This is a genomic window from Nitrobacter sp. 62-13, assembly GCF_001896955.1.
Lineage (GTDB): Bacteria > Pseudomonadota > Alphaproteobacteria > Rhizobiales > Xanthobacteraceae > Nitrobacter.
In genome coordinates, this window is sequence record NZ_MKRN01000099.1 from 12,783 (window position 1) to 20,291 (window position 7,509).

At 62.7% G+C, this 7,509-nt stretch carries 10 protein-coding genes; 2 read left to right on the forward strand and 8 right to left on the reverse strand.

What is annotated here, in order from left to right:
- A partial coding sequence (gene argH / locus BGN91_RS08825; protein ID WP_292612351.1) for an argininosuccinate lyase occupies nt 1-1,294 on the reverse strand: 1,294 nt, incomplete at its 3' end.
- Between the two features lie 117 nt (nt 1,295-1,411).
- Between argH and BGN91_RS08830 the strand changes: the two genes are divergently transcribed.
- On the forward strand, nt 1,412-2,083 hold the full coding sequence (locus tag BGN91_RS08830; RefSeq protein WP_292612352.1) for a TlpA disulfide reductase family protein: 672 nt from the start codon (nt 1,412-1,414) through the stop codon (nt 2,081-2,083).
- Between the two features lie 24 nt (nt 2,084-2,107).
- Here BGN91_RS08830 and BGN91_RS08835 read toward each other — a convergent pair whose 3' ends face one another.
- The 6 genes from BGN91_RS08835 to BGN91_RS08860 all read right to left on the reverse strand — a co-directional run bounded on the left by BGN91_RS08835 (nt 2,108) and on the right by BGN91_RS08860 (nt 6,022).
- On the reverse strand, nt 2,108-2,299 hold the full coding sequence (locus tag BGN91_RS08835; RefSeq protein WP_292612353.1) for a putative motility protein: 192 nt from the start codon (nt 2,297-2,299) through the stop codon (nt 2,108-2,110).
- Between the two features lie 58 nt (nt 2,300-2,357).
- Nucleotides 2,358-3,239 (reverse strand): 3-hydroxybutyryl-CoA dehydrogenase, encoded by an 882-nt coding sequence (locus BGN91_RS08840; RefSeq protein ID WP_292612354.1) that lies wholly within the window; start codon nt 3,237-3,239, stop codon nt 2,358-2,360.
- Nucleotides 3,240-3,344: 105 nt separating this feature from the next.
- Nucleotides 3,345-4,289: an FAD-binding protein gene (locus tag BGN91_RS08845; protein ID WP_292612355.1), complete on the reverse strand. Its 945-nt coding sequence runs from the start codon at nt 4,287-4,289 to the stop codon at nt 3,345-3,347.
- Entirely contained in the window at nt 4,289-5,038 is a 750-nt protein-coding gene (locus BGN91_RS08850; protein ID WP_292612357.1) for an electron transfer flavoprotein subunit beta/FixA family protein, read from the reverse strand. The genes BGN91_RS08845 and BGN91_RS08850 overlap by 1 nt, the downstream gene beginning before the upstream one ends.
- Nucleotides 5,039-5,225: 187 nt before the next feature.
- Nucleotides 5,226-5,798: a cob(I)yrinic acid a,c-diamide adenosyltransferase gene (locus BGN91_RS08855; RefSeq protein WP_292612359.1), complete on the reverse strand. Its 573-nt coding sequence runs from the start codon at nt 5,796-5,798 to the stop codon at nt 5,226-5,228.
- Between the two features lie 29 nt (nt 5,799-5,827).
- Nucleotides 5,828-6,022 (reverse strand): twin transmembrane helix small protein, encoded by a 195-nt coding sequence (locus BGN91_RS08860; RefSeq protein ID WP_292612361.1) that lies wholly within the window; start codon nt 6,020-6,022, stop codon nt 5,828-5,830.
- A gap of 146 nt (nt 6,023-6,168) precedes the next feature.
- Between BGN91_RS08860 and BGN91_RS08865 the strand changes: the two genes are divergently transcribed.
- A complete protein-coding gene (locus BGN91_RS08865) occupies nt 6,169-7,062 on the forward strand; it encodes a YihY/virulence factor BrkB family protein (RefSeq protein ID WP_292612363.1) in 894 nt (297 codons plus the stop codon).
- Here BGN91_RS08865 and BGN91_RS08870 read toward each other — a convergent pair.
- Nucleotides 6,989-7,509: response regulator (locus tag BGN91_RS08870; protein ID WP_292612365.1), on the reverse strand; the 521-nt coding region annotated here is incomplete at its 5' end. The genes BGN91_RS08865 and BGN91_RS08870 overlap by 74 nt on opposite strands.

Genomic DNA, 7,509 nt, shown 5'->3' on the forward strand with positions numbered 1-7,509 from the left:
ATGCCTCGACGGACAGCATCGCAAGCGCATCGCGCGTGATGCGCGGCTCGACCGCCTGCATGGCGGACAGCGGCAACTCGTGCAGCGCCAGCCCCTGCTTCGATGCGGCCGCGACGATGCGTCCGGTGACATGATGCGCATCGCGAAACGGCATCTTCAGGGTCCGCACCAACCAGTCCGCGAGATCCGTCGCGGTGGCATAGCCATCACCGGCGGCGGCTTTCATTCGCGCCTCGTCCGGCACGAGGTCGGCGACCATGCCGGTCATGGCGCGGATCGCCAGCGAAAGCGCGCCGAACGCCTCCATCGCGCCCTGCTTGTCCTCCTGCATGTCCTTTTGATAGGCCAGCGGCAATCCCTTCATCACGATCAGCAGCGCCGTGAGCGCCCCGACGACACGGCCGGTCTTGGCGCGCACCAGTTCGGCGGCGTCCGGATTGCGCTTCTGCGGCATGATCGAGGAGCCTGTGGTGAACTTGTCCGACAGTCGCACGAGGCCGACCAGCGGCGAGGTCCAGATCACGATCTCCTCGGCGAAGCGTGAAAGGTGCGTCGATGCGATCGCCGCGGCCGACAGTGTCTCCAGCACGAAGTCGCGATCGGACACCGCGTCGAGCGAATTCGCCATCGGGCGATCGAAACCGAGTCCCTTTGCGGTGACGCTGCGATCGATCGGAAAGGATGTCCCCGCCAGCGCCGCCGCCCCGAGCGGGCTCTCGTTCAGGCGTTTGCGCGCATCCGCAAAGCGGCCGCGGTCACGCGCCGCCATCTCGACATAGGCCATCAGATGGTGGCCGAAGGTCACCGGCTGCGCGGTCTGCAAATGCGTGAAGCCCGGCATCACCGTCCCGGCATGTTCCAGCGCCCGCGTCGCCAGAATACGCTGGAAGGCTGCGAGCGCCGCGTCGGTCTCGTCGATAATATCGCGGACGTAGAGGCGGAAATCGGTCGCAACCTGGTCGTTGCGCGAACGCGCCGTATGCAACCGTCCGGCGGCTGCGCCGATCAATTCTCCAAGCCGGCCCTCGACATTCATGTGAATGTCCTCAAGAGCCCGCTTGAAGTCAAAGGAGCCCTTGCGAATCTCTGACAAAATCGTGTCTAGACCCTTGCCTATGTTTTTCGCATCATCCGCCGTGAGGATACCTTGAGCGGCAAGCATGGCAGCATGAACCTTGGACGCGGCGATGTCCTGGGCGTAGAGATGGCGATCCACGTCGATCGAGACGTTGATTTCTTCCATGATCGCGTCGGGGCCTTCGCCGAACCGGCCGCCCCACATCTTGTTGCTCATGTTGTTTCTCAATGCCGCGCCACTCAGTTGATGCCTGCCGGACGATCGAACCAGTTCGCTCCAGCCATCTAAATCCGAAGCCTGCATACCCGCATCTTATACAGGATGACAAACGATATGACTGAAACCACGCCGCCTTCCCGCCGCACCCAAAGCAGGCTTCCCGTAGGCCCGCTGGTCGCGGTCGCCGTCGTCGCCGTCGTCACGGCCACGCTTCTGGGAGCCGGGCACCTGAGATACGCGAGGTCCGCGGCGAGCGCCGGCATGCCCTGCAGTCCGGCCGTGGAACTGTCCAGGAAACTCGCCCCACGCGCCATCGGCGAAGTGGCCGCCCTGACGATGGCGTCGAAGCCGCGTCAGATGCCGGACCTGGCCTTCATGGACGGCGACGGTCAGCCCAAGAAGCTTTCGGACTGGAAGGGGAAAACCGTTCTCCTGAACCTGTGGGCGACCTGGTGCGTGCCCTGCCGCAAAGAGATGCCCGCGCTGGACAAGCTCGAAGGCAAGCTCGGCAGCGACAAATTCGCTGTCGTCGCTGTCAACATCGACACGCGGGACGCCGACAAGCCGAAGGCCTTTCTGAGAGACGCCAACCTGACGCGTCTCGGCAATTTCCACGACGAGAAAGCAGAAGTGTTTCAACAGCTTAAAGGGGTTGGCCTGGCCGTAGGCATGCCGACTTCGGTGCTGATCGACGGCAAGGGATGCGAGATCGGCAACATGTCAGGACCGGCGGAATGGGACAGCCCCGACGCGATCGACCTGATCCAGGCCTCGTTGGCGCAGTAAGCGCAGCGATGCGTTGAAGGCGGCCTAAACTGAAATGTCGAGTTTGCTTCCGATGCCCGGCGCGTTGTTCGCCGCCGGGCCGGTCTGCGGCGGGGCAAGCAACTGAAGCACCTGCGCCTGGGCGGCGAGGTTCATTTTCAGTGCGCGGGTCGCGATCTGCGATTGCGTGTGCGCCGTCATCATCCCGGCAGCGGCCGCAACCAGACTCATGTCCATGCCGGAAACTCCACGGCACGTTTTTAACGGGCTATGCGTTAACGAAGGCTGGAGCGGATCAGCGCGTCGGAACCGGCTTCTCGCCGCGGTAGTCGTAAAAGCCGCGCTGACTCTTGCGGCCGAGCCATCCGGCCTCGACGTATTTCACCAATAGCGGACAGGGCCGATACTTGGAGTCGGCCAGTCCCTCGTGCAGCACCTGCATGATCGACAGGCAGGTATCGAGGCCGATGAAATCGGCGAGTTCGAGCGGTCCCATCGGATGGTGGGCGCCCAGCCTCATGGCGGCGTCGATCGCCTCGACATTGCCGACGCCTTCGTACAGCGTGTAGATCGCCTCGTTGATCATCGGCAGCAGGATGCGGTTGACGATGAAGGCGGGGAAATCCTCGGATACGGCGATCTGCTTGCCGAGCCTGCCGACAAACGCCTTGGCCGCATCGAAAGTCGCATCGTCGGTCGCGATGCCGCGGATCAACTCCACCAGTTCCATCAGCGGCACCGGATTCATGAAGTGAATGCCGATGAATCTCTCCGGACGGTCGGTGGACGAAGCAAGCCGCGTAATCGAGATCGACGAGGTGTTCGAGGCAATGATGGCCTCGGGCTTCAGCACTGCGCACAAAGCATGAAAAATCTTGCGCTTGACCTCCTCCTTTTCGACGGCGGTCTCGATCACCAGATCGCAATCGGCCAACCCGTCGAGGGATTCAGCTTGTCCGATATGCGCGAGCGCCTTGTCGCGAGCATCCTCGGTGATGATCTTCTTCGACACCTGACGCGACAGGTTGCTGTTGATGATGGCCATGGCCGACTTCAACTGATCGGAGGACAGATCGTTGAGAACCACGTCGAACCCGGCGAGAGCCGCCACGTGCGCAATGCCGTTGCCCATCTGCCCCGAACCGATCACGCCGACTTTTCTGATCATTGCCGCCATCTTGCCATCTCACCGGGTCCTGAACCGCGCAGACTTCAGCTCCACCCATTCTTGCACAAACACCCGCCGAAGTCCGTTGCCGGCGAGCATCCTTTAGAATCATCGTCAGCGGCCGAGCTTGCCCAGTTGTTCGGTGAGTTCGGGGACCGCTTCATACAAGTCGGCCACCAGGCCGTAATCCGCAACCTGGAAAATCGGAGCATCCGCATCCTTGTTGATCGCGACGATCACCTTGGAGTCCTTCATACCGGCGAGATGCTGGATCGCTCCGGAAATTCCGATGGCGATGTAGAGCTCCGGCGCCACGACCTTGCCGGTCTGCCCGACCTGCCAATCGTTCGGCGCGAAGCCTGAATCCACCGCCGCGCGCGACGCGCCGACGCCGGCGCCGAGCTTGTCCGCCAGCGGCTCGATATATTTGGTGAAGTTGGCGCTGCTTCGCATACCTCTGCCACCGGAGACGATGATCCGGGCGGACGCCAGTTCCGGGCGATTGTTCCTGGCCACCCGCTCGCCGACGAAACTCGACAGGCCCGGATCGGCGGCTGAGGCAACGGCCTCCACCGGAGCATTGCCGCCCTCGCCGGTCGCCGCGAAAGTCGAGCTTCGAACGGTGATGACCTTCTTGGCGTCCCTGGACTTGACCGTCTGGATCGCATTGCCGGCATAGATCGGCCGCTCGAACGTATCCGGCGCGACAACCTTGATGATTTCGGAGATCTGCATCACGTCGAGCAGCGCCGCAACGCGCGGCATCACGTTCTTGAAGCGCGACGTCGCCGGCGCGACGAACGCATCGTAGCCCGGCGCCAGCGAGCGGATCAGCGCCGCGAGCGGCTCGGCGAGATCGTGGGCGTAGGCCGGATCGTCCGCGAGCAGAACTTTCGCGACGCCATTCAGTTTCGCAGCCGCGTCGGCCGCGCCCCTGGCGTTTTCACCGGCGACGAGCACGTCGACCGGCGCGCCAAGCTGGGCGGCCGCGGTCAGCGCCTTGTTGGTCACGTCCTTCAGCGAAGCGTGGTCGTGTTCGGCAATCAGCAGCGTGGTCATCAGATTACCCCGGCTTCGTTCCTGAGCCTGGACACCAGTTCGGCGACGTCCTTGACCTTGACACCCGCCTTGCGACCGGGAGGTTCGGTTGTCCTGAGGACTTCAAGGCGCGGTGCGAGATCGACGCCGTACAGTTCGGCGGCCCTCTCCACGATCGGCTTCTTCTTCGCCTTCATGATGTTCGGAAGGCTCGCATAGCGTGGCTCGTTGAGCCGCAGGTCCGTCGTCACGATCGCCGGCGCTTTCAACCTGACCGTTTGCAGACCTCCGTCGACTTCGCGCGTTACCTTGAAATAGGCCCCGTCGACTTCAAGCTTCGACGCGAAGGTCGCCTGGGCCCATCCGAGCAGCCCCGCCAGCATCTGACCGGTCTGGTTTGAATCGTCGTCGATGGCCTGCTTGCCGAGAATGATCAGGCCCGGACCTTCCTCTTCGACAACGGCCCTGAGAATCTTGGCAACCGCCAGCGGTTCGACCGGTGCCTCGGACCTGACCAGGATGCCGCGGTCGGCCCCCATCGAGAGACCGGTGCGGATCGTTTCCGCGGCTTGAGCGGGCCCGATCGACACCAGCACGACCTCGCTCGCCTTGCCGGCTTCTTGTAGGCGCAGGGCTTCCTCGATCGCGATTTCGTCGAATGGATTCATCGACATCTTGGCTTTGGCAGTGTCGACGCCGGACCCGTCGCTTTTGACCCGGATCTGCACGTTGAAATCGACAACCCGCTTGACCGGCACCAGAATCTTCATCGACCCTCTCTCGAACCGAGTTTTGGCTGGATCAACTGGGAGTGTGAGCTTCGGCGCGGAACCTAAAGGTCCCGTTTCCGGCGGTCAACGCAGGAAGGCCAAAAATCGCAGTCCCTGTAACGTTTTCGCGCGAAGCACGTCTCGGACTTGACCAGAGGATCGATCCGCCTCGCCTCACCACAATGCGTCATCTGTTTTGACCGGGCACCCAGAGCACGTCGCGCTCGCCCTTGTCATTCATGAACCGGCTGGCCACGAACAGAAAATCCGACAACCGGTTCATGTAGTGGATCGCAGCATCGTTGACCGGCTCGCCCGGTTGCGACGCGAGTTCCACCATCATGCGTTCCGCGCGGCGGCAGATGGTCCGCGCCAGATGCAGATATGCCGCCGCAGGCGTCCCTCCCGGCAGCACGAACGATGTCAGCTCAGAAAGCCCGGTGTTGAGACTGTCGATATCGTTCTCCAGGCGCACCACCTGGCTGGACAGCATGCGCAGCCGTTCGGCTTTGCCCTCGCGCTGGGGCACCGCAAGGTCGGCGCCCAGATCGAAGAGATCGTTCTGGACGCGACCCAGCATCCGGTCCAGATCGGGGGCGCCGGAAAGATGAAGCCGGACCACGCCGATCGCAGCGTTGGTTTCATCGACGGTTCCGTATGCGCCGACACGGAGATCGTATTTCGGGCGGCGCTCACCGGTGCCGAGCGCGGTGGTGCCGTCGTCGCCGGTACGCGTGTAGATGCGATTGAGAACGACCATCGGTCCTGCCCTGCCGGGCCATCAATCCGTCACTGTCCCATCATCCAGATGGTCACCATGGTGATGACGATCGCAACGAACTGCAGGAAAACCCGCATTCGCATCAGTTTCTGCGAGCGGTTGGGACTGCCGCCGCGCATCATATTGATCAAGCCCATCAGCAATACCGCGGCGACCGAGGCCACCGCGATCGGAATCAAAACCATGCTCAGAAATACCGTCATGCCACATACATAACACCGCAGCCGCGGCGGCGCCATGACCTCGCGAAGAGATTCGATCCTGCGCAACGATCTGGATTTTTATGTATTGATATCAGATAGTAAACGGTGGCGACGAAGCCGCCATCCGGTCCTGGCCAGGGTGAAATGTGAGACAAATCCGCTACGTCTACAGGATCGGAACGGACGCCTTCTACACGTTCCTTGCCGACGATGGCTGGGCGATCGCAAGCCATATCGCGCTGTCCGCGCTGATGGCGCTCTTTCCGTTTCTGATCGTCCTGACGTCGCTGGCGGGCTTCTTGGGGTCAAAGGGGCTTGCCGACCAGGCGGCGGAGCTGATGCTCCAGATCTGGCCGGCTCAGGTCGCCAATGCATTGTCCGGCGAAATCCATGACGTGCTGACGACGACGCGCGGCGACGCGTTGACGGTCGGCGCCGTGCTCGCGGTCTATTTCGCGTCGAACGGCGTCGAAAGCCTGAGAGTGGCGCTCAACCGCGCCTATGCGGTGATCGAGCAGCGCCGCTGGTACTGGCTGCGGCTGGAATCGATCGGCTATACGCTGGTGGCCGCCGTGACCACCCTTGCGATGGCGTTCCTGATCGTTCTCGGCCCACTGATCATCGCCACCGCGAAACGCTACGTCCCGCTGATCGTCGAATCGAACGAGACCCTGCTCAACATTGCCCGCTACGGCGTCACCATGCTTGCGATGTTCATCGCGCTCGTGATCCTGCACGCGTGGCTGCCGGCGGGCCGACGATCCTTCCTTCAGATCATCCCCGGCATCATCTTCACCATGTTGGCGTCGCTGGTCTCGGGCGTCGGCTTCGGCCTTTACCTTGCGCGCTTCGCCAACAACTATGTCACAATGTATGCCGGCCTGGCTTCGGTCGTCATAGCGCTGGTGTTTCTCTACTTCATCGCCGCGATCTTCGTATTCGGAGGCGAATTGAACGCGGCAATTATCAAGTCACGGCTGCCGCGCGGCGTTTCGCTTCAAGCAGCGCAGTCGCTAGAGCCCGCGGAGAAACCGGTTTGACAAGAAACGCGTCGCCGCCGGCCGCTCGCGATGCCGCCTCGTCATCGCTTCTGCCCGACAAGCCGATGATCGCGACGCGCCCGGGCGGCGCATCAAGGGCCCGGATGCGCCTGATCGACTCGATCCCGCTGATGCCGGGCAGCACCATATCCATCAGCACCGCATCGAAGCCGCCTTGCGCGATGCGCCCGACGGCATCCTCCCCTCGCCCCACGAATTCGGCCTGATGTCCAAGCTCGGTGAGAATCGCGTTGAGCACGACGCGACCGAAAGGATTGTCCTCGACGCTGAGAACCCGCAGTCCATCCGAAAGAACCGATGGCGCATCGGCGTCGCCGGCGGACGGGATCGTCACCGGTCCCTCCGCCGGCGTCAGCAGCACCGTGAACGTGAACGTGGTGCCGCCGCCGCGCCGTTGCGTTACTGTTACGTCCCCGCCCATCGCGC

Bases quoted from the DNA above. Each gene is read 5' to 3' on its own strand.
- BGN91_RS08840 (WP_292612354.1), bottom strand. From the start codon at position 3,239: ATGGCGGCAATGATCAGAAAAGTCGGCGTGATCGGTTCGGGGCAGATG.
- BGN91_RS08855 (WP_292612359.1), bottom strand. From the start codon at position 5,798: ATGGTCGTTCTCAATCGCATCTACACGCGTACCGGCGACGACGGCACC.
- BGN91_RS08845 (WP_292612355.1), bottom strand. From the start codon at position 4,289: ATGACCACGCTGCTGATTGCCGAACACGACCACGCTTCGCTGAAGGAC.
- BGN91_RS08835 (WP_292612353.1), bottom strand. From the start codon at position 2,299: ATGGACATGAGTCTGGTTGCGGCCGCTGCCGGGATGATGACGGCGCAC.
- BGN91_RS08860 (WP_292612361.1), bottom strand. From the start codon at position 6,022: ATGACGGTATTTCTGAGCATGGTTTTGATTCCGATCGCGGTGGCCTCG.
- BGN91_RS08850 (WP_292612357.1), bottom strand. From the start codon at position 5,038: ATGAAGATTCTGGTGCCGGTCAAGCGGGTTGTCGATTTCAACGTGCAG.
- BGN91_RS08830 (WP_292612352.1), top strand. From the start codon at position 1,412: ATGACTGAAACCACGCCGCCTTCCCGCCGCACCCAAAGCAGGCTTCCC.